Here is an 18,750-nt window from a genome sequence, read left to right as displayed (position 1 = left end):
CGGCGAGCAAGACGAGCCATCTCTGTAGAAGGTAAAGGGCGCCCCCGGCGGAGTGAATGTTAATTAAACAGACCTCACCGTCTTTTTTAGAGCGAACGATGCCCGCCAGAATTCAGAGTGGCAACATCAGAGCGAATCTAATTACATATGAAAGAAATACGTTTTATTCGTGTTTTGCGTCTTATAAAACCCTGTAATTAATAGAGGAATTTGTTTTGAGGAGATAAAAATGATATAGCCAGAAAACTCTGAATGTGCAAATTAAGCTTGCGTAAATAAAGGGGTAAACAATGAAGAGGGCATTAATGTATTGATGGTGTTTATTGATGTGTTTTTCTATCGTTATGTTTTTATGGATTTTTATTTTCTGTGTGTTGTGACTTAGTCATCCTGAAGATGCAGTGTAATTATTGTTGGGAGATGTTTTAAATATAATTTAAATTGTGATTATTTAATCGTGCTTAATGTGTGTTTAAGTTAGGGTAACGTTTTTGATATAAGATATATTATATCACCGGTGTAATAAAATATATTCTTGTAGGGGGTTAAAACTCTGCTAGCGGTTGCAGGATAATAATAATGGGAAGATAGATATAAAATAACCTGATTTATTTTCAATGTGATTACGTCGCAGGCATGATTTTCTGGACGGTAAAAAATCGCGGAAGAATGAATAAAAACCGCCGGTCGGGCGTTTACTGACGTCACTCCCTTCTAACCCAGGAGCTTTATATGAACACGACCTCGTTTCGCCTGATCCCGGTGCTGATTTTTTCCCTGCTGTCTCCGCTGGCGCTGGCAATGGGCGATAATAGTACCGAGAGCAAAACGCCCGACTGTCCTTCCGGACAGGTTTATGACAGCGCCACCCAGAAATGCGTGCCGGACAAGAGCAGCAGCCTCAGCGATCAGGACAAAACCAACTATGCGTACCATCTCGCGAAGAAAGGGGAGTACCAGGCGGCGCTGAATCTGCTTGATTCACTGAAAAATAGCAATACGGCTGAAGCGTGGAACTATCGCGGGTTCGCCACGCGCAAACTTGGCCGTACGGACGAAGGCATTGGTTACTACCAGCGCGCGCTGGCTATCGCACCGGATTATGCCAAAGCCCGGGAGTATCTCGGTGAAGCGTGGATGGTAAAAGGACGACCCGATCTCGCGAAAGAACAACTGAAGGTGATTGCCGGTATTTGTGGCCAGTCCTGCGAGGAGTATCGCGACCTGCAGGCCGCCATCAACGGACATCCGGAATCCTGATTTTCTCGTGGAGGGAAAACTCATCGCAACCAGTGAGGTTCGTCAACAGTTAGCCGCACACCTGTCGCGTCTCTGGCGCTATGGACTGGTGTTGTCGCGCAACAGGGATATCGCCGAAGAGCTGGTTCAGTCCACCTGCGTGCGTGCGCTTGAAAAAAGCAGCCAGTATACGCCGGGCACACGCATCGACAGGTGGCTGTTCGCGATCCTGCACTCCATCTGGATCTCTGAACTTCGGGCGCGATACGTGCGTCAGGGGCAGGGATTTGTGGCCAGCGACGAACTCCTCGCGCCGGATACCCGCGAACAGGATGAGACGCGCCTGCATTATCTGAAGGTGATGCAGCGCGTTAACGCCTTGCCCGAAGCCCAGCGTAACGCGGTATTTTTGGTTTATGTCGAAGGCTTTACCTACCAGGAGGCGGCGGACACGCTGGCAGTGCCGATCGGTACCGTGATGAGCCGGCTGGCCACGGCACGGGCTCGGCTTGCCAGGTCCGTCGACGCACTGCCTCCGGTAAAGGAGAAACGTTCTTGAACGCGCACCGTTTTGCACCGCCCTATAACGACGACGCTATCGTGGCATGGATAGATGGCGAGATGTGCCGCGCCGACGCACAGCAATTTGAAGAGCATTTAAACAGTGACGAACGCCTCTCCGGGCGAACCGCCGAACTGATGAAAAGCAGCCAGGATTACGCCGGGGCGTTTGCCTCCCTGCTGGATGATGCGCCTCTTGAGACGATGCAGGCGCGTCTGACGGCGCTTCCTGACCCACGGCCCTCCACGCCGGTTGGCGTCAGCAGGCGGGCGCTGATTGCCGCGTCGGTCAGCTTTTTGATGGTCGGCTCCGGGCTGGGCTACCTGTTGCGGCCCGCTTCCGCGCCAGCGGATGAGAACGCCCATATTCGCGACCTCGAAGCGCAATATATGTCCCTGTACAGCGTCGAGACGCTGCTGGATATGGACAGCGCAGCGCCGGTCCTGCAGCGCGGGCTCGAACGGGCGGCGCAGGATATCGGCATGAAGCTAACTATGTCGCAGCTTATTCTGCGAGGGGCAGAGCTTAAAATGGTGCGCATGCTGCGCTATGAAACGACCTCTATCGCGCAGATTGCCTGGCTCAACGCCGACTACGGCCCAATGGCGCTCTGTATCTCGCCTGTCGATGAGAAGGCGACGGCCTCGCTCCGCCAGGAGCAGCGGCACAGCATGAACCTGGCGTGGTGGCAGGATGCGGGCTATCAATTTGTCCTGATTGGCCGCAATCCGCCGTCTCACCTGCGGGCAAACGCGGAGCAGCTACAGCGCCTCATCTCAGGATGACGGCACATCGTTCGTCTTGATTGCAATGGCAATGGCTATACGATCGTCCACGACCAGCGCAAACTTATCCATTCCATAGGATGCGCGCGAGATCGCCGTGGTGGCATCAAGCCGGGGGGCCTGTGCATGCGGGTCTTTCAACACGGCCTCCAGGATCACCGGCCGGGCAATGTTTCGTACGATCAGCGTGCCGAATACCCTGAACCGCCCGGCGCTCAGGGCGACCACGCGTGAGCTGACGAACTCGATGGTCGGGTAGCGCTCGGATTCAAAAAACATGTCGCTTTTCAGCTGCCAGGTGAGCAATTTGTTAGAAGCCACCAGCGTCGCTACGGGAATGGTCACGTGAATATAGTCGTCGACGTCGTTATCCGGGTTGAGCGTCACGGCACCCGTTACACCGCTGAACGTCGCCCATGAGAGGATGCCGCCGAAGGCATGCCACGATAGCCGAATAGCGGTGTTATCGCTGTCGATAAGATAGCTTTTTGGGGCGGCGTACAGGGACGGGCATAACAGCAGGGCGGTCAGAATGGCAAAAAGGCGATACATAGTGGTTTCTCCGATAAACGCGCACTGCGTAAACGCCTGAGGGGCTAATTATATTCGAAGAAATAAAAAAGGCCGCAAGCGCGGCCTTTTTTTGAGCGTAAAGATTACTCAGTGACTTTCTTTTCCAGCTCGCTGGCACCTTCTTTGGTTTTATTCCAGCCTTTCTCAGCGCCTTCTTTGGTGGCATCCCACCCTTTCTCGGTGCCTTCTTTGGTTTTATGCCAGGCTTTCTGGGAATCTTCGCTGACCTTGCTGCCCAGGCTCTCGCTTTTACCTTCCGCAGCATGCTGCTGTTGCAGCTTCAGCTCTTCACCTTTGTTCTGCTCTTCGTGCAGTTTTTGCTTCGCCTCATTGGCGTTTGCGTTCGCTGCCGCGACGGTATCATCAGTTGCATGTGTGGTCGCAGCAAATACTGGGGAAGCCAGCAGAACGGCAGATAATGCGATAATTGTTTTTTTCATAATATCCTCATTTAACGTTTTCGGTTATGAGCGTGATTCAGCCTGGCACAGGCGAAGCGGGATGGCTTTAGGAAAAAACTGTAATGAGATCAATGCATCCTGACGCGGGGTATTTTGCCTAAGGATTATCCAAAGGATAAAACGCCTATTTCTGCGAGGGCGGCGAGGGTCAGGAGAATGAAAAGTATGACGGTTATGGTCTGTACATGGTGGGTTTCCTTCCGGGTGGGGCGGCTAATCCGTAGCACTGGGTGGTATTTTTTTATTCTGAATCGCGGGAGGGGAGGTGTCGTTGATGTGTGTCAAAGGGAAAGGGGAGCGGTGGGGGGATGGTACTGATCAGCCCGCAGCGGTTGTACCGTGTAGGCTTTCAGGATTTCATCAGATGAATGGGGTTATTACCGATTCTGGTTGGCTATCTGTGTCTGCATAATTCTCAGAAGCATTTATCAAGCTCAGCAGACAGCCTTTTCATTCTGTTAAATAATGACTTCAGCTTATGTTTTCCGACGCCGGTGTGGCAGAAATCGTTATGTACTTTTTCAGACCAGACTCCCGTTTAACACCTTTTGGATCGGAAACAAAAGGAAGTCGCAGGCGAGGTGAATCTGATACTTTCAGTGTCCAGATATTGTCCCCAATAAACGTGAAATCTACGCTATCGTCATTGACCTGGAGATCCGCAAAACTCCCTGTCGAGTACTCATTTCCAATACGAACAATTTCTTTAAGTCCGTCATGAACGTCAATAAGGGCAATCGTCAGGGATTCCTCGAAAATAATGTCATCCGTAAGAAACAGGATGTAACGCTGCTCATTAACCTGGACCGCTGCTTCAAACACTTGCCCCGGTACAATAATGCCGGTGCTTTTACTATTTAGCACAACGTCAGATTGAGCCTGAGATACATCGGTAGCGTTGCGAACCTTTACCAAAGATATTGAATTAACCTGTTGCATAATCAATTCCACAAACGTCCCATTTCCCATGCAGCAAGAGCGCCGCCGACGAAGCCACCGATGAGCACGCAAACAGGCGCGCCTGGCCCACACATTAATCCGGCCATTGCGCCACCTGCAGCAGCACCAGCAATACCTGCACCGTTAATAGCTATCTGTCTGCCTGATTCAGAAACCTTATCATCAGCGGTATAAATTTCGTAAACAGAAATCGCGATTGAAAGAACAATCAGGCCCCTTCCAATGCGAGAGAGTTGCATCATTTTCATGTTTACTTGTGGGTTAGACTTGCCTGCGGATTCAACGATACTTGCATATATCTGATTTTTCTGTGTTTCCGAAAGGCTATTAAAATTTGCCTGAGGGCCGAATAAAGCTTTCGCTTTTTTCGCTACCAACTCATTAAGCGTTTTACCCTCACTTTTTATACGTTCGGCCATTGCCCGTCCAAGTGAAGTGCTGCGCGATCTCACCATATCCATTATAAGATTTCGGGTTGTCTGGGCTTCTTGCGCCGCCTTTTCCCATGAGATCACACCTGCATTGGCCTTTGCCCTTAAGTCAGCGGACATTTCTTTGATTCGTTTTGAGTACTCAAGGCGTAAGCGGGGATCAACTGACAACCTCGTGGCAGCAGCGGAAACATCGCCCTGCAAAGCATTTATTGCGCTTTCGAATTTATCGCGTCCATCGGTATCTAATGCGCTCAGCAACGTCGTATCCATATTCTCATTATTCCTGTCATTGGCTCTGAGATGCGTTGAATAAATTTTTAGCACATAATAGGAAAAAGGTCTTTTTAAAATTGATTGGTCAAGCTTTTAATTTTATGTTTTTTCTTTTATTTCAATAGGATGCCGAGGGAGTTAGGTGTGCTTTGCTATGAATGATTTGTTGATTCAAAAGAATGGATATTGTTATTAGGGATTACTTTGCTGGTTCAGCGCTCTTTGGTAGTGGGCTGATTTTATGTTCTTCTCGAAAAGCAGGTTAAAGATGGTTTAAAGAAAGTGTGGCATAAGTATGTTTTATTGCTTGTCCTATTAAATAAGTTTGCATACCCGCACCAACCGTCCACTGTCTGAGAATGTTAAACCGCGCTATCGTCAGTGAATGCACATCGAATGCTTGGCCACGTTTCGCACGCTTTAATCCATTGACGGGGTTATACGTTCACCGGTGACCACCGTTAACCGTGCCGGTGAGTAAGCACGGCCAGCCATCAGGAGAAACATACGTGACCACACTGACGCCACAGAAAACCTTTGAGGCCTGTCAGGCCAATAAATCCAACTGGATGCAATGCAGGGATGAACTGAAGCAGGTCGAACAGGCATACCGATAACAGCTTGCCGGTAGGGGCCACAGCGTCCATAGCCTGCAAACGCTGCGCGAGATTATCGGCGTGAAAAAATGGGAAATTAATCAGACTGCCGGGCGTTATATCCGCTCGCAGGAGGTGCAGTGCATCAGTATCCGTAACCGTCTGAATGATTTTATGTAGACGTACTGCGCGGAGCTGGCCGTCGCCCTTGCCCCTTAGCTGATGAACTTTTCTGAGCAACATTCCGCCGTTCGGCGCAGTGTTATGCAACATATGGTCGACTATCTTCATGAGGCGCAGCAGGTCTGGCTGGCGGCCTATGAAATAATTAATTATTCGGCGCAGGATAATAACGTTTTAACGGCCATCGGATTCAGACCTGACACGGCCTCGTGCGATGATAATCGTGAAAATTCGCCCCCACACAGAACCTGAATTACACCCGACGCCGTGCAGAACTGACTGCACAGTAGTCCTTTCAAAAACTCCCCGCAAACCCCGCTGTTTTCACGTGAAAGAGCCATACATGTATAAGGTGCATGGTTATGCATGCGTTTTACCGACACTGAATCCCCGCCAGCGTCAGCACTGGCGCGCCCTGAGGCCGGTCTTGCACCTGCATTAAAAGCGCCCCCTTAAGCGGGTAGGCGGGGCGGGGAGAGCATTGCGCGCTAAAAGACTTGAAAGGAATTCTTCGCGGAGGCAATATTAATATTATATAAAACTTAAGTCAGGATGATTGTATGTATGATCAGTCTTTCAATCCGCGCACGCTCTCACGATGCTTCAAGCCTGAGGATTTCCATAAAAATAGAGCATTGTGTCTAGACAGTGTTCGAGAAAAGACTATTAACTTGGCTATCGAAAGATATAAAGATGGGTTCCTGGGGTATAATTTACGCTCATCCGTTTTAAGAGGGAAAACAGTATATTGGGCCGATGAATTAGCTGATGTATTGGTCTTGAGGAAAATTAAAAAAAATTTATCTAAACTATATCAATTAAGATTACCTTCTCGAACAAAGATTGTTGATACATTAAGTGTTTTTTTATCAGAGTGCTCACAGTATAAAATATACAGGCTGGATGTATCTTCATTTTATGAATCTTTCGATAAAAACTATATATTCAATAAAATTGATGGATTGGAACGGTTAGAACTTAAAACAAAGCAACTCCTAAAGGAATTTCTTTATTCGTTTTATCTTAATGGTGGGAAAGGGATACCAAGAGGATTATCAATAAGTGCATACCTAGCAGAGTTACTAATGTATGATTTCGATAATCAAGTGAAAGATGAATACTCCGTTTTTTATTATGCTAGGTATGTAGATGATATCGTTATTGTCACTAGTGGTTATGAAGATAGTGATGCTTTTGTCGAGAATGTAAAATCAATCCTTCCGAATGGATTGCAATTTAATGAAGGGAAGAAATATTATATTAGCGATCTGATTCCAAAATCTGCTAAAAAAACAAACACTGCACCCTCCAAAAAATTATTATCCTTTGAATATTTAGGGTACGATTTTAGCGTTGGAGATAAAATTGAAGAGTGCAACATAAGAGGATTCCATAGGGTAATTGAAATTGATCTTGCACATTCAAAGGCTAATAAAGTAAAAAGCAGAGTGATTTATTCGATTATTGATTTTAATAAAACCAATGATTTTGAGTTGCTATGTGAAAGGCTAAAATTCCTTTCCACAAACTTTAGTGTTTTAGACTCAGATAGAGTATTAAAACGGTTGTCGGGCATTCATTTTAATTATCCCCTTATTGATGCTAAATCCTCCAAGCGCCTTGCTGAACTGGATATATTTTTAAGAAAAGCTGTATTATCATCTAGCGGTAAGGTTTTCTTTGATTTTCATGCGAACTTAAACCAATTCAAAAAATATCGATTACTTAAGATTAGTTTTGTTAGAGGCCATGAAAAACGTCATTTCTTCCATTACTCTGCTTCAAAGATGATGAAAATTCAAAGGTGTTGGAAATATGTCTAAAAAAAAGGAAGTAAGAGTTAACAAAAAAGATTTTAATAGGGTTTTAGTTACTGAAACTATACCTTATGAAACACCTATAATAGTGTCCAATGATGGTTTTTATAACAATGTAGTTAAATATCCAACGGCCAATGATACTGCTAAGGCATTGATTCAGAGGGTAATTTTTGGGGAAAAGAAGAAGGGAAGGTATACCATTCCCTATGTCTTTAAAATTAATAAAAATGAGACGGAGTTTCGACGTTTAGCCTTCCCGCACCCCATATCTCAGATTGAAATGCGAGATTTTTATCTCCATTTTAATCAAATGATGATCAATTTTTGTTCCCGTAGTGATTTTTCTATTCGGCGACCGGTTAAGGTTGCAAGTACTTATTATTATAAAAACTTGTTGGAAGACAAAAATTTATATAAGAGAGGGCCTGTTGATACATACAAAAATGAACTATTGACTCGACATGCTTCTTCATATTTTGGCTATCACGGATATGATCGCCTTTATAAGTTCTTTATGTCTAGTGAGTTTATTGACCTTGAGCGTAAATATAATACGTTATATACATTAGATGTTTCAAAATGTTTTGATAGTATCTATACTCATTCAATTTCTTGGGCAGCAAAAAACAAGACTTTCACTAAAGGTATGTTAGCTAATAAATCATTAAACTTTGGTGATGCTTTTGATAAGTTAATGCAACGTTGCAACTTTAACGAGACCCATGGAGTAATTATCGGTCCAGAAATCAGTCGAATATTTGCTGAGGTAATATTTCAAAAAATAGATTTAAATGTTCAATTTAAATTAAATAATATTGAACCATCGATATGCAAAGGTATCGATTATGATATTCGCCGTTATGTTGATGATGTGTTTATTTTTGCTAAAACTGAAACTAATGCCGAAATTATATACAAGGTTTACGCTGATAAATTGAGTGAATATAACATGCATATAAATTTGGGTAAAGTAACAAAAAACACTCGACCTTTTATCACAGCAAAAACGAAAATTATACATCATGTCAATCAAAGAATGAATTTATTTATTGAATCTTTTCTTGGGTATGATGATGAAATGAAATTAATTGCAAAGCCAATATATAATAATAGGAAACTAGCTAACAAATTTATAGATGAGGTCAAAATAGTATGTGCCGAAAATAATGCGGGATATGGTGAGGTTGCCTCTTATATTGTGTCGGCGATTTTTGAAAGAATTAAAAGATTAACTTCTTCAGTTAATCAAGTCGAAGATAAAGATATATATAATGCAATGTATGTTTTGCTCAATATTTCATTGTTCTTTTTCAGAGTTGCTCCTTCTGTAAGTTCATCATATAAATTGGCATCAATACTTATCGTGGCTGTCAGATATTTTAAGGCTAAAGTACCATCATACAGTGAGCTTATTGCATCATATGTTTATTTTGAAATTGAAGACTTTCTTAAATCTGCTAATAATAGCAAAGTAGCCATAGACAATCTGATTAGCCTTGAAGCATATAATATTATGTATGTTATAGGTGAGCTAGATCAAGAAAGATATTTATCAAAACAGTTGGTTGAGAATATTTTTAGTGAAGTTGATTCTTATTTTGATATAGTGTCCTGCCTTTATATTGTAAAGAATAAAAAAATTTATAATACACTTAAGAGTAAAGTTGTTGATGTTATTAACTCCAAGTTAATGTCAAGTGATAGTATTTTAGATTATAGTGAAAAGGCAATGCTCTTCTTGGATGTTATGTCTTGCCCGTATATTGATTTAAAATGGAAGAGAATATGGTTGAAGTCAATTTTAAAAGAATTGCAAGAGGCTACTCCTAACAATGAAAAAATAGATGGTTTTATCAGTTATTCTGTAGCAAATCCTTGGTTTGTGGACTGGAGTAATGTCGATCTTTTGAATTTCTTAGAAAAAAAACAATTGAAAAAAGCCTATTGAATTGCTAATTTGTTGTTGAAGCAACCAATATGCCCTACACGATTTTTCGATATACTAGGGCTGATTACGGTAGGTAAGTTACTTGTAACCTGACCTACCCTATGACGCTCAAGAGCAGCAATGCACACACTAAGGGATGAGGTTGCTTCAACCTCTTTAATTTTCTACAAAATTCCCCCTCCACAGCATCAGTTCTACTCTTTGTTGTAAAAAGACAGAGCGATTATATGCTCTTCGTAGCTCATTCTTATCAGAATGAGCTAGTGCTGCTTCAATGACGTCTGGATTAAATCCTTCTTCATTAAGCGTCGTGCTAGATCTCGAGCGTAAGCCGTGAGCAACTAGTTTCCTATTCCAGTCAACTCTTTTTAGTGCAGCATTAGCCGTCTGGCTATTCATAGCTTTCTTAGGAGCATTTCTACTTGGAAAACCATGATCATGGCGCTTAATGATTGGGGCTATGATTTCAAGAATATAAATCTCCTGAGGAGATAGACGAATTAAATGTTCACGCTTCGCTTTCATTCGTTCAGCGGGAATTGTCCAGAGTTTTGAGTCGAGGTCGATCTCTTCCCACCGGGTATCGGAGGCTTAAGAAGGGCGTACAAGGTTAGGAGTTGTCACTCAATTAGACAGCGAGTAGGAACAGACAGATTTGACATAACCAAATAACGCATCAGACTTGGTAATTCTTCTGGTCTAAGCGTGGGCATATTTTGCATTTTAGGCATCTCAAAAGCCATTCCAGCTCCTGAAGTTGGGTTTGCGTCAATCAAGTCGGTATTTACCGCGTAAATCATAATCTCATTAATACGCTGTACCAGGCGGCGAACATAAACGTGTACCGAATTTCTCTGGGTTTAGCCGGATGCCCTCGGACAACGACAGACACAAAAAAGCCCGCAGGGCTTGCGCCGTGCGGGCTCTTAGGACTTCATCGGATGACTCTGGTAATCACCGATGCAGAATTTTGGTGGAGCTGGCGGGAGTTGAACCCGCGTCCGAAATTTCTACATCCTCGGTACTACATGCTTAGTTTGTCTTTACATTCGCACGCCAGCTGCGGACAGACACGCCACTAACGAACTAGCCTGATTAGTTTTAACGCTTCAACCCCAGGCAGGGCTTCCACGCGATCTCTTTTGGGTTTGACCTCTCTTTGATCCCCGTCTTAAGAGCGGAAGCTAGGGAGAGAGGGCTCAGAGCAGGTTATTAAGCTGCTAAAGCGTAGTTTTCGTCGTTTGCGACTATTTTTTTGCGGCTTTTAACGAGGCAAACCGCCCCTCGGCATGCACCTTGGGTTTCGCAAATCCCGTCGAATCCAGAATCAGCCCCAATAGTGTTGAACTGAGTATACCAGATTTCACTTCCTGGATACCAGCCCGGAACGCTAACTTATTGAATAGTACAATAAGTGTGCAGAATCAACGTCCTGCGTTTTTCATGATGCGCGCTTTATCAAGCTGCCACTCGCGCTCTTTCAGGTCAGTACGTTTGTCGTGCTGCTTTTTACCCTTCGCCACGCCAACCTTCACCTTGCACCAGGCGTTTTTCCAGTACAGCGACAGGGCGACCACGGTGAAACCTTCGCGGTTGATGCGTCCGTAAAGAGATTCCAGCTCACGCTTATTTAGCAGCAGCTTACGGGTGCGCGTTGGGTCACACACGTAGTGTGACGAGGCGACGGTCAGCGGCGTAAAGTTCGCGCCGAACAGGAAAGCTTCGCCATCTTTCAGGATCACGTAGCTGTCGCCGATATTGGCTTTCCCGGCGCGCAGCGATTTTACTTCCCAGCCCTGTAACGCAAGGCCAGCTTCGAATTCTTCTTCAATGAAATACTCGTGGCGCGCACGCTTGTTGAGCGCAATGGTCGCCGAGCCTGGTTTATGTGCTTTTTTCTTCGTCATAAGTGTCGTAAAGCCGTCGGTAATCTGATTTCAAAAAGTCACCTCATTGCGTCCTGTGAGGTCTAACGCGCTATCTTAGCACGAGATGAGGCTTAGCGTTTTTTTAACAGGTGATAAATGTTATTATTTGTCCGTTGTGTGACCATGGAAAATGCTATGCCTCAGATTAGCCGTACTGCGCTTGTGCCTTACAGCGCGGAACAGATGTATCAGTTAGTGAACGATGTTCAGTCTTATCCAGAATTTATTCCGGGGTGTACCGGAAGCCGCGTTCTGGAGTCTGGCCCGACGCAGATGACCGCGGCGGTGGATGTCTCCAAAGCGGGGATCAGCAAGACGTTCACCACCCGCAATACGCTGACCAGCAATCAGAGTATTTTGATGCATCTGGTCGATGGTCCGTTTAAAACGCTGATGGGGGGCTGGAAGTTTACCCCACTGAGCGCGGACGCCTGCCGTATTGAGTTCCATCTGGACTTTGAGTTTACCAATAAGCTGATTGAGCTGGCGTTTGGCCGCATTTTTAAAGAGCTGGCCTCGAATATGGTTCAGGCGTTCACGACCCGCGCCAAAGAGGTTTACAGTGTCGCATAAGATCGCTGTGGAAGTGGTGTACGCGCTGCCAGATAAGCAGTATTTGCAGCGCGTGACGCTGGACGAGGGCGCGACCGTAGAAGCGGCTATCCGCGCGTCCGGCATCCTCGAGCTTCGCAGTGACATTGACCTGGCGAAAAATAAGGTCGGTATTTACAGCCGTCCGGTGAAGCTGGGTGACGTGCTGAAAGAGGGCGATCGGGTGGAGATTTATCGTCCGCTGATTGCCGACCCGAAAGAGCTGCGTCGCCAGCGTGCCGAGAAGGCGAGTAAGTAGTGCTTACAACCCCTCACCCTAACCCTCTCCCCAGAGGGGCGAGGGGATCAACAGAAAACAAAAAAGGTGCTCATTGAGCACCTTTTTGCATTTCTGACGCCTGATTATTTGGTCAGGGCAGGTTTGTTGTCGATGTTTGTCAACACACCGGCGCTGCTGAAAGTCAGCGTCAGGGTCTGCTGGGTCACATCTTCGTGGCCTGGCTGCTGACGGAATACATAGAACCAGGTGTTAGTGCCGAACGGATCGGACATCATCGGGGTTCCCAGTGCATAAGCGACCTGCTGTTGTGTCATCCCCACACGGATTTTGGACACATCGTTAGGGGTAAGGTAGTTCCCCTGGTTGATGTCAGGACGGTAAACCACTTTCTCCAGAGTGGAACAGCCTGCGGTCAACATCAGAAGAACCGCTGCGGCAGCGGTCAGCATTTTACAACGCATAGTGATTTGATTCCTTTTCGGGCCCGAGCAGAACGCGGCTCATATGTAATATGCCGATGATAATAGACCTTGCCCCACTTTGAAACCGGTCTGGCGGCGTTTTTGTTGTTCTCTATGACCCTGAGATCCCGAAAAAGTTTATGCCGCCAGCAGTTCTTTCGCGTTCGCGAGCGTATTACGCGTGACTTCACTACCGCCGAGCAGGCGTGCCAGCTCCTGCAGACGCGCACGTTTATCGAGGGGCATCATGTGCGTTTCCGTCATTTCGCCATCGGTTTCTTTGCTGACAATAAAGTGATGATGACCACAGCCCGCAACCTGCGGCAGGTGAGTGACGCACATCACCTGCGTTGATTCGCCTAACTGACGCAGCAGTTTGCCGACAACCGCCGCCGTTGGACCGCTGATCCCGACATCCACCTCATCGAAAATCAGCGCCGGGGTTTCCATTTTACGCGCGGTAATAACCTGAATCGCCAGCGCAATACGCGACAGCTCGCCGCCGGAGGCGACTTTGGAGATAGCCTGTAGTGGTTGGCCTGGGTTGGTGGTGACACGGAACTCAATGCGATCCGCACCTTCCGCCGTCAGGTGATGCTCTTCAAAGCGAACATCAATGGTGAATACACCGTGCGGCATTGCCAGCGTATGCATGCTGTCGGTGATGTGCTGGCTGAGTTCCTGAGCGTAATGCTGACGGATTTCATGCAGCTTTTGCGCTGTGGCCAGCGCCTGTTCATGATGCAGGTTCACCGCCAGAGAAAGGGTTTCCTGCGAGTCAGCCTGATCGTCAAGCTGCTGCTGCTCTTCCAGCAGAGCCTGATAGTAGCCCGGGAGCTCTTCCGGCGTAACATGGTGCTTACGCGCCAGGGCGATCTGACGGGAGATGCGCTGTTCCAGTTCAAACAGACGGTTCGGGTCGAGATCCAGACGCTCACAGTAGTGGCGCAGTTCGTCACTGGCTTCTGAGATTTGAATCGCGGCCTCTTCCAGCATATCCAGTACGCCAGAGAGTTTGCTGTCCATGCCAGCCAGCTCGGTGATCAGCTGACGAACGCTATAGAGCTGGCTCTGCAGGTTCGCGTCTTCGCCATCAGCGAGCATATTGAGCGCATTCTGGCTGGTTGAGAGCAGGTGGCCACTGTTGGCGAGGCGCTTGTACTCCTCGTCGATTTGCTCAAACTCACCCGCCTGCGGATTGAATTCGTTCAGCTCCTTAAGCTGGTACGCCAGCAGCTCCGCACGCGCGGCGCGCTCCTGGCTTTGCTGCTGATGCTGAGCCAGCTCCCGGCAGCTCTGATGCCACAGACGGTAGTGTTCTGCCATGAGCTGAGTAAGCGCGTACTCACCCGCATAGCCATCAAGCAATGCTTTCTGCTGTTCTGGTTTGACTAACTGCTGATGCGCGTGCTGACCGTGGATCTGAATAAGCAGCTGGCCGAGTTCGCGAAGCTGAGAGAGGGGGACCGCCGTGCCGTTGATAAAACCACGGGTACGGCCGTCGCTGCTGATCACGCGGCGAAGTAAACACTCACGCCCATCTTCAAGCTGGTTCTGTTCGAGCCAGCGCTGGGCGGCAGGCGTGTCTTTCAGGGAGAAGCGGGCGCACAGGTCGGCGCGGTTTGCGCCCCTGCGCACCATGTCTCCCTCGGCGCGGCCGCCAAGGCACAAGCCGAGGGCATCAATGGCAATGGATTTACCCGCACCGGTTTCCCCGGTGATCGCCGTCATGCCGCTGTGGAAATCGATCTCAAGCTCACGAACTATGGCAAAGTTGCTGATGGTCAGTTGTGCCAGCATAATTGCTTTCCTGTATGAAAAACCATGACTGTGTTTTCATACAGTATAAACTGGTTTTTTATACAGTAAAGTCCTGGATGTAAAATCAGAACAATTTTTTTGACCAGCCGAGCTTCGAGCTTAATGTGTTGAAATAGCTGTAATCTTTCGGGTGAATCAGGTTCAGGTGGTAATCGCATCGGCGAATGAGAACATCTTCACCTTCCTGGATAGGCAGCGCAATCTGGCTGTCGCAGCTGATCTCCAGGTCGTTACGGCGGTGCGAGAAGCGCAGACGTATCGTGCTGTCACCGTTGATGACCAACGGGCGGGCGGAGAGCGTGTGCGGGAACATTGGCACCAGGGTAATGGCATCCAGCGAGGGCGTCAGAATGGGGCCACCCGCAGAAAGTGAGTAGGCGGTTGAGCCGGTTGGAGTGGAGATAATCAGCCCGTCAGAGCGCTGCGAGAAGGCAAAGATTTCGTCGATATAGACTTCGAACTCAATCATATGCGCCACTTTACCGGGGTGAAGTACGACCTCGTTAATCGCGGTGCTGATGCGCTTCTGGCAGTCCTGCTGGCACACCTGCGCTTCCAGTAAGAAGCGCTTTTCGCTGATATAGTGACCTTCCAGCACGTCAGCCAGTTGCTGTTGCGCGTTGTCCGGATCGAGATCGGTTAAAAAGCCGAGATTGCCTCGGTTGATGCCGATAACCTTGATGTCATAGCGCGCCAGCGTGCGTGCGGCACCGAGCATGTTTCCGTCACCGCCCACCACCACGGCGAGATCGGCCTGTTGACCAATCTCTGCCAGCGTGCCGGTTTTGACGCTCTTGAGCTGCAGCTCCTGCGCAATCTGCTGCTCGACCATCACTTCATAGCCTTTGCTACACAACCAGCGATACAACATTTCATGTGTCGTCAATGCGGTAGGGTGACGCGGATGCCCGACGATCCCAATACACCTGAAATGATTATTCATTTTCTGGAGGTCCTTGTGCCTGATGAATGATGACAATCTCTCTTGTTCCCTTGAATCCAGGAAACTGATCCCCATAATAAGCGAAGTTAGCGAGATGAATGCAGAAAAACGCGGAGAAATTCATGAGTAGTAAAGAACAGAAAACGCCTGAGGGGCAAGCCCCTGAAGAAATTATCACGGAACAGCACGATGAAGTTGAGGCAGTAGAGCCAGACGCATCTGCTGAGCAGGTGGACCCGCGCGATGAAAAAATTGCGAATCTGGAAGCCCAACTGGTAGAAGCACAGAATCGCGAACGCGAAAGTGTTCTGCGCATTAAGGCGGAAATGGAAAACCTGCGTCGTCGTACCGAGCAGGACGTTGAGAAGGCGCATAAATTCGCGCTGGAGAAATTCGTCAACGAACTGCTGCCGGTGATTGATAGCCTCGATCGCGCCCTGGAAGTGGCTGATAAAGCGAACCCGGACAATGCGGCGATGATCGAAGGTATCGAACTGACGCTGAAATCCATGCTCGACGTGGTGCGTAAGTTTGGCGTGGAAGTAATTGCCGATACCAACGTTCCGCTGGATCCAAACGTCCACCAGGCGATTGCGATGGTCGAATCTGAAGAGATTGAAGCCGGTAAAGTGCTGGGCGTGATGCAGAAAGGGTATACCCTGAACGGCCGTACCATTCGCGCTGCGATGGTGACCGTGGCGAAAGCGAAAGCGTAATTTGCTACCTGTAGTGCCGGGTGGCGGCGTTCGCCTTACCCGGCCTACATTTTATTCGGCAATACTCTCCCGAAGCGGCGTGACGGGCAGAACCTTCACCTGCTTAATCATATTGTCCTGCACGTCCAGGATATCAATATCGTACTGCTCAATGCGCACCCGCGTGCCTGCCGCCGGGATCTCCTCCAGCGCTTCCAGAATCATCCCGTTAATCGTACGCGCTTCATCTTCCGGCAAATGCCAGTTAAAGGCTTTATTGAGTTCGCGAATGTTCGCGCTCCCGTCAATCAGCACTGAACCGTCGTTTTGCGGGGTGACCTCTTCCGCGAGAGAAGGCGACATTGACGTAGTAAAGTCGCCGACTATCTCTTCCAGAATATCTTCGACCGTCACCAGTCCCTGAATGTCGCCGTATTCATTGACGACCAGGCCGACTTTTTTCTTGTTGCGCTGGAATTTAACCAGCTGCGTGCTGAGCGGTGTTCCTTCCGGCACATAGTAAATTTCGTCGGCGGCGCGCAGCATAACCTCTTTGGTGAACTCTTTTTTCTCGGTCATCAGACGATACGCTTCACGCACGCGCAGCATGCTGATGGCGTCATCCAGCGAGTCGCGATAGAGCACGATGCGCCCGTGCGGGGAGTGCGTCAGCTGGCGGACGATGGCTTTCCAGTCGTCATTGATATCAATGCCGACGATTTCGTTCCGCGGCACCATGATGTCGTTCACGCTCACTTTTTCCAGATCCAGCACCGACAGGAGCATGTCCTGATTGCGCCGGGAAATCTGCGTGCGGGATTCGTGCACGATGGTGCGCAGTTCCTCTTTGCTGAGCGCGCTGCTGATGGTGACATCGGCTTTGATGCCCACCATCCGCATCAGTACGCGCGTCACCATATTCAGCAACCAGACCAGCGGCATCATCAGGATTTGCAGCGGCGCCAGCAGGAAGCTGCTCGGGTAGGCGACTTTCTCCGGGTAAAGCGCGGCGATGGTCTTAGGCAGCACTTCAGCAAACACCAGTACCACAAACGTCAGCACACCGGTGGCGATAGCGACCCCGGCGTTGCCGTACAGGCGCATACCGACGATGGTGCCCAGAGCAGAGGCAAGAATATTGACGAGGTTGTTACCGATGAGCACCAGGCTTATCAGTTGATCCGGCTTGCGGAGCAGTTTTTCAACGCGACGTGCGGCACGGTTACCCTGTTTGGCACGATGACGTAACCGGTAGCGGTTTAGGGTCATCATGCCGGTTTCCGAGCCGGAGAAATAGGCGGAGATGACCACCATGACGATCAGGATAACGATCAGCGTGGTGGTAGAGATGTGTTCCAGGGGGAACTCCTTTGTTTCTTAGCCAGCAAATTGCTGTATGAAGCGGCTGCCAAAATAGGCAAGGGTGAGAATGCCCGCCCCCGCGACGTTGAACCAGACCACGCGGCGACCGCGCCAGCCTTCATGATAATGGCCCCATAACAGGGCAATATAGACAAACCACGCGATGATGGAGAGCACCGCTTTATCGATATTCTCCACGCTGAACAGGTTCTTCATGTAGAACAGGCCTGTGCAGAGCGTGAGCGTCAGCAGCACCACCCCGACCTGGGTGATGTGGAACATCTTACGCTCAATGACCATCAGCGGCGGCATTTCATGGTTAAACGCCAGCTTTTTGTTTTTCAACTGGTAGTCAATCCAGGCGAGCTGCATGGCGTAAAGCGCCGCGATGATTAACGTCGCGTAGGCAAACAGCGACAGGCCGATATGCACCAGCATCCCCGGGGTCGCTTCCAGATGCGTAATGAATTCATTGGGCATAAAGGTGGCTAAGGCCAGATTGATCAGCGCGAAGGTATAAACAATCGGTAGCAGCAGCCAGCCGCGATTTTTAGACGCCACGATGGTCATTACCGTACAGATCATCAAACTGACCAGCGAGCCGACGTTGAGGACGCTCAGGTTTTGCACGCTGCCGTCGCCGGGGATGATACGTGATTCCAGCGCAAACGCGTGGCTTATCAGTGCGATCACCGCGGAAAGAATAGCCATGCGCCGCCAGCCGCTGTTTTTTTGCAGCAGTCCGGGAACGATCAGCGCGAGGCTGACAGAGTAGGCAACAAGGGCGATCAGTGCGAAAACAGGCATATAGGCATCGACAGTTGTCTTAATAAGAAAGAGAAGCAGTATAACGTTACGTGACGCCTGCTCCAAC

General features: G+C 48.4%; 18 protein-coding genes, 1 other RNA gene and 2 pseudogenes. 9 read left to right on the top strand and 12 right to left on the bottom strand.

The features are described from left to right. Positions 1-732: 732 nt before the first annotated feature. From ABFI50_RS03975 to ABFI50_RS03965, 3 genes are read left to right on the top strand one after another with little or no spacing between them, the layout of a single operon-like run. Positions 733-1,260 (top strand): tetratricopeptide repeat protein, encoded by a 528-nt coding sequence (locus ABFI50_RS03975; RefSeq protein ID WP_014884932.1) that lies wholly within the window; start codon positions 733-735, stop codon positions 1,258-1,260. Between the two features lie 7 nt (positions 1,261-1,267). Continuing rightward, positions 1,268-1,798, top strand: a complete 531-nt coding sequence (locus ABFI50_RS03970) for a sigma-70 family RNA polymerase sigma factor (RefSeq protein WP_045281725.1) — start codon at positions 1,268-1,270, stop codon at positions 1,796-1,798. Further along, positions 1,795-2,586 carry a hypothetical protein gene (locus tag ABFI50_RS03965; RefSeq protein WP_023331123.1) on the top strand — a complete coding sequence of 264 codons (792 nt, stop codon included), beginning with the start codon at positions 1,795-1,797 and terminating at the stop codon, positions 2,584-2,586. Before ABFI50_RS03970 ends, ABFI50_RS03965 begins: the two co-directional genes overlap by 4 nt. On the opposite strand, the gene ABFI50_RS03960 is transcribed toward ABFI50_RS03965, so the two are convergent. The 4 genes from ABFI50_RS03960 to ABFI50_RS03945 form a co-directional block, all read right to left on the bottom strand. Next, positions 2,578-3,138 carry a YceI family protein gene (locus ABFI50_RS03960; RefSeq protein ID WP_213783866.1) on the bottom strand — a complete coding sequence of 187 codons (561 nt, stop codon included), beginning with the start codon at positions 3,136-3,138 and terminating at the stop codon, positions 2,578-2,580. The two genes, ABFI50_RS03965 and ABFI50_RS03960, sit on opposite strands and share 9 nt — an antisense overlap. A gap of 104 nt (positions 3,139-3,242) precedes the next feature. Further along, positions 3,243-3,599: a hypothetical protein gene (locus ABFI50_RS03955; protein WP_047624948.1), complete on the bottom strand. Its 357-nt coding sequence runs from the start codon at positions 3,597-3,599 to the stop codon at positions 3,243-3,245. A 492-nt stretch (positions 3,600-4,091) separates the two neighbouring features. Further along, positions 4,092-4,559, bottom strand: coding sequence for a hypothetical protein (locus ABFI50_RS03950; RefSeq protein ID WP_347485416.1), 468 nt, complete (start codon positions 4,557-4,559; stop codon positions 4,092-4,094). A gap of 2 nt (positions 4,560-4,561) precedes the next feature. Continuing rightward, positions 4,562-5,284, bottom strand: coding sequence for a hypothetical protein (locus ABFI50_RS03945; protein ID WP_347485414.1), 723 nt, complete (start codon positions 5,282-5,284; stop codon positions 4,562-4,564). 512 nt (positions 5,285-5,796) lie between these two features. Here ABFI50_RS03945 and ABFI50_RS03940 point away from each other — a divergent pair. From ABFI50_RS03940 to drt3b, 3 genes and pseudogenes are all read left to right on the top strand, one after another. Further along, positions 5,797-6,356, top strand: a pseudogene (locus ABFI50_RS03940) (phage polarity suppression protein). Between the two features lie 270 nt (positions 6,357-6,626). Continuing rightward, positions 6,627-7,889: an antiviral reverse transcriptase Drt3a gene (gene drt3a / locus ABFI50_RS03935; protein WP_248197276.1), complete on the top strand. Its 1,263-nt coding sequence runs from the start codon at positions 6,627-6,629 to the stop codon at positions 7,887-7,889. Next, entirely contained in the window at positions 7,882-9,834 is a 1,953-nt protein-coding gene (gene drt3b / locus ABFI50_RS03930) for an antiviral reverse transcriptase Drt3b (protein ID WP_248197278.1), read from the top strand. The genes drt3a and drt3b overlap by 8 nt, the downstream gene beginning before the upstream one ends. Positions 9,835-9,990: 156 nt before the next feature. On the opposite strand, the pseudogene ABFI50_RS03925 reads toward drt3b, so the two are convergent. From ABFI50_RS03925 to smpB, 3 genes and pseudogenes are all read right to left on the bottom strand, one after another. After that, positions 9,991-10,667, bottom strand: a pseudogene (locus ABFI50_RS03925) (tyrosine-type recombinase/integrase); the annotation flags it as partial. 138 nt (positions 10,668-10,805) lie between these two features. Then, positions 10,806-11,169, bottom strand: a transfer-messenger RNA (tmRNA) gene (gene ssrA, locus ABFI50_RS03920). An 89-nt stretch (positions 11,170-11,258) separates the two neighbouring features. Then, positions 11,259-11,741, bottom strand: a complete 483-nt coding sequence (gene smpB, locus ABFI50_RS03915; RefSeq protein ID WP_008502505.1) for an SsrA-binding protein SmpB — start codon at positions 11,739-11,741, stop codon at positions 11,259-11,261. A 156-nt stretch (positions 11,742-11,897) separates the two neighbouring features. Here smpB and ABFI50_RS03910 point away from each other — a divergent pair, with 156 nt between their 5' ends. Together ABFI50_RS03910 and ABFI50_RS03905 are read left to right on the top strand one after the other, a co-directional pair. Next, the gene (locus tag ABFI50_RS03910) at positions 11,898-12,335 is read left to right on the top strand and encodes a type II toxin-antitoxin system RatA family toxin (protein ID WP_014832955.1); all 438 of its coding nucleotides are present in this window, start codon (positions 11,898-11,900) and stop codon (positions 12,333-12,335) included. After that, a complete protein-coding gene (locus tag ABFI50_RS03905; RefSeq protein ID WP_347485409.1) occupies positions 12,325-12,612 on the top strand; it encodes an RnfH family protein in 288 nt (95 codons plus the stop codon). Before ABFI50_RS03910 ends, ABFI50_RS03905 begins: the two co-directional genes overlap by 11 nt. 104 nt (positions 12,613-12,716) lie before the next feature. On the opposite strand, the gene bamE is transcribed toward ABFI50_RS03905, so the two are convergent. The 3 genes from bamE to nadK form a co-directional block, all read right to left on the bottom strand. Next, positions 12,717-13,055 carry an outer membrane protein assembly factor BamE gene (gene bamE, locus ABFI50_RS03900; protein ID WP_014884883.1) on the bottom strand — a complete coding sequence of 113 codons (339 nt, stop codon included), beginning with the start codon at positions 13,053-13,055 and terminating at the stop codon, positions 12,717-12,719. Positions 13,056-13,193: 138 nt separating this feature from the next. Then, on the bottom strand, positions 13,194-14,855 hold the full coding sequence (gene recN, locus ABFI50_RS03895) for a DNA repair protein RecN (RefSeq protein ID WP_087530266.1): 1,662 nt from the start codon (positions 14,853-14,855) through the stop codon (positions 13,194-13,196). Between the two features lie 85 nt (positions 14,856-14,940). Continuing rightward, entirely contained in the window at positions 14,941-15,819 is an 879-nt protein-coding gene (nadK, locus tag ABFI50_RS03890) for an NAD(+) kinase (protein ID WP_008502500.1), read from the bottom strand. Positions 15,820-15,941: 122 nt separating this feature from the next. Here nadK and grpE point away from each other — a divergent pair, with 122 nt between their 5' ends. Next, positions 15,942-16,535 carry a nucleotide exchange factor GrpE gene (gene grpE, locus ABFI50_RS03885; protein ID WP_014884881.1) on the top strand — a complete coding sequence of 198 codons (594 nt, stop codon included), beginning with the start codon at positions 15,942-15,944 and terminating at the stop codon, positions 16,533-16,535. Between the two features lie 51 nt (positions 16,536-16,586). Here grpE and ABFI50_RS03880 read toward each other — a convergent pair whose 3' ends face one another. Together ABFI50_RS03880 and ABFI50_RS03875 are read right to left on the bottom strand one after the other, a co-directional pair. Next, the gene (locus tag ABFI50_RS03880; RefSeq protein WP_032629440.1) at positions 16,587-17,873 is read right to left on the bottom strand and encodes an HlyC/CorC family transporter; all 1,287 of its coding nucleotides are present in this window, start codon (positions 17,871-17,873) and stop codon (positions 16,587-16,589) included. 18 nt (positions 17,874-17,891) lie between these two features. Next, positions 17,892-18,683, bottom strand: a complete 792-nt coding sequence (locus ABFI50_RS03875; RefSeq protein ID WP_347485407.1) for an inner membrane protein YpjD — start codon at positions 18,681-18,683, stop codon at positions 17,892-17,894. Positions 18,684-18,750: the final 67 nt, after the last annotated feature.

Origin of the sequence: Enterobacter sp. HNDS-6, assembly GCF_039850505.1 — a bacterium.
Lineage (GTDB): Bacteria > Pseudomonadota > Gammaproteobacteria > Enterobacterales > Enterobacteriaceae > Enterobacter > Enterobacter kobei.
This window is presented reverse-complemented; position numbering and strand designations above follow the sequence as displayed.